Origin of the sequence: Bacillus sp. JJ1127 (genome assembly GCF_036965845.1) — a bacterium.
In the GTDB taxonomy this organism is placed as follows: Bacteria; Bacillota; Bacilli; order Bacillales; family Bacillaceae_G; genus Bacillus_A.
In genome coordinates, this window is sequence record NZ_JBALQK010000016.1 from 901 (window position 1) to 3,243 (window position 2,343).

Genomic DNA, 2,343 nt, shown 5'->3' on the forward strand with positions numbered 1-2,343 from the left:
TACCTGGTCCCGATACTGCAATGGCTACAAAAAATACACTCACCGCAGGAAAAATCGGAGGTGTAAAAACAGTCTTCGGTACATGTATTGCTCTTTTAATTCATACTTTAGCTGCTGTAATTGGTCTTTCAGCTCTTATTGTTAAATCTGCTTTCCTATTTTCTATTTTCAAATATGTTGGTGCTATTTATCTAATCTATTTAGGCATTAAAGCACTTTTGTCTTTAAAAAACAAAAACAGCATAACTACGAATGATCTACCGATGAAACATGCTGATGAAAACAAATCTTGTTTTCGACAAGGTTTTCTTACTAACCTTTTAAACCCTAAAGTCGCTGTATTCTTTTTGACCTTTTTACCGCAATTTTTAACGCCTAATCATAATACGCTTGTTCAGTTTTTGATTATGGGTCTTACCTACCTCATTTTAACAGTGATATGGTTTGCCTTTTATATATTTTTAATTGATAAAATAAGCGTCTTTATGAAAAAGCCTGCTACACAAAGATACATTCAAGGACTTACTGGCATTGTTTTAATTGGATTTGGTATCAAATTAGCTTTCGAAAAAAACAGTTAACGATAAAAAGTACACCTCTCTCTAATGGAGGGCACTGAAAAAGCCCCTTAAAAAAGAAGATAACCCCTACTGTATATAGGAGTTATCTTCTTTTTGTTTTCTATATATTGATAAAGATCCTGTTATTTACTCAAAGTAGACACTTTGTCAGCAGCCTTCTCTAATGAGTGGTGTACTTTTTGTACATGTAACAAGTTACATATATGTTTTATTTATCTATTAAAACCAGCGCTCTGTCACAACTTTTTTACGTGTATAAAATTGAACGCCATCTTTTCCATTTGTTCCAAGATCACCATAGAAGGATGCTTTATTTCCTGCAAATGCAAAGAATGCCATCGGCGCTGGAACGTTTACGTTTACACCAATCATTCCTGCATCAATGTTATCACGGAATGTTTGTGCATGTTTACCGCTTGATGTATAAATAACAGCTCCATTTGCAAATTTTGATTGGTTTGTAAGCTTAATCCCTTCTTCTAAATCTTTTACTCTCACAATACTTAATACCGGAGCAAAGATTTCATCTTGCCAAATTTTCATATCTTGATTTACGTCATCAAAGATTGTCGCTCCAACGAAATACCCCTCACGGGCTTCTTCATTAATTTTACGACCATCCACTAATAAAGTAGCTCCATCTGCTACACCGCTATTAATATAACCTAGCACACGCTCTTTATGAGATTCACGAATTAATGGACCTACATAATTATCTTCATGGAAGCCATCACCGACTTTTAATTTACGCGTTTCTGATACAAGAACATCAATGAATTCATCAGCAATTTCATCCACAACCGCTACAACAGAGCATGCCATACAGCGTTCACCGCTGCTCGCAAATGCAGAGCCAATAACACCTTGTACTGTCTTTTCAAGATTGCAATCTGGCATAACAATCGCATGATTTTTCGCTCCTGCAAGTGCTTGTACTCGTTTTCCATATTTTGTTCCTGTTTCATATACATAGCGTGCCACTGGCTCAGATCCAACAAATGAGACAGCTTGAATATCTTTATTTTCTAGAATGCTATTTACAACATCTTTTCCGCCTTGTACTAAGTTTAAAACCCCTTTTGGGAAACCTGCTTCATAAAATAACTCTACTAGTCTCTCTGCTAAAAGAGGTGTTCTTTCAGATGTTTTTAATACGAATGTATTACCGCAAGCGATTGCTAACGGAAACATCCATAACGGAATCATCATTGGGAAGTTAAATGGTGTAATACCAGCGACAACTCCAATTGGGTAGCGCCAAATTGAACCATCAATTCCACCTGCAATATTTGGAAGTGCTTGCCCCATCATTAAGTTTGGTGTTGATGTCGCAAGTTCTACAGCTTCAATCCCACGCTGTACTTCTCCACTTGCATCTTTTAATGTTTTCCCATTTTCTAATGTAATAATTTTAGCAAGCTCGTCTTTGTTTTCTTGTAAAAGTTGTAAGTATTTATATAATTGTCTTGAACGATTTGGAGCCGGTACTTTAGACCATGTTTCATAAGCTGCTTTTGCAGCTTCTACAGCACGATCGACATCTTCTTTTGGTGAAAGCGGAACATAAGCAATTATTTTTCCTGTTGCAGGATTCGGAACAGCTTCAACTTCCGTACCAGTAGATTCTACCCATTCACCATTAATATGATTTTTCACTCGTTTAATTTCTGTTGTAATCATTATATTCGCCCCTTTTTGTTTTATAAAATAGTAATGAAAGTATGATAAGCTTTACACCTATATAAATTCATTTTAATTTTTC

Annotated in this window: 2 protein-coding genes; one reads left to right on the forward strand and one right to left on the reverse strand. The window is 35.6% G+C overall.

Features of this window, described 5'->3' with window-relative positions:
* On the forward strand, positions 1-581 hold a 581-nt coding region (locus V7183_RS02455; RefSeq protein ID WP_335358588.1), incomplete at its 5' end, for a LysE family translocator.
* Positions 582-800: 219 nt separating this feature from the next.
* On the opposite strand, the gene V7183_RS02460 is transcribed toward V7183_RS02455, so the two are convergent.
* Positions 801-2,261, reverse strand: coding sequence for a CoA-acylating methylmalonate-semialdehyde dehydrogenase (locus V7183_RS02460; protein ID WP_097899517.1), 1,461 nt, complete (start codon positions 2,259-2,261; stop codon positions 801-803).
* Positions 2,262-2,343: the final 82 nt, after the last annotated feature.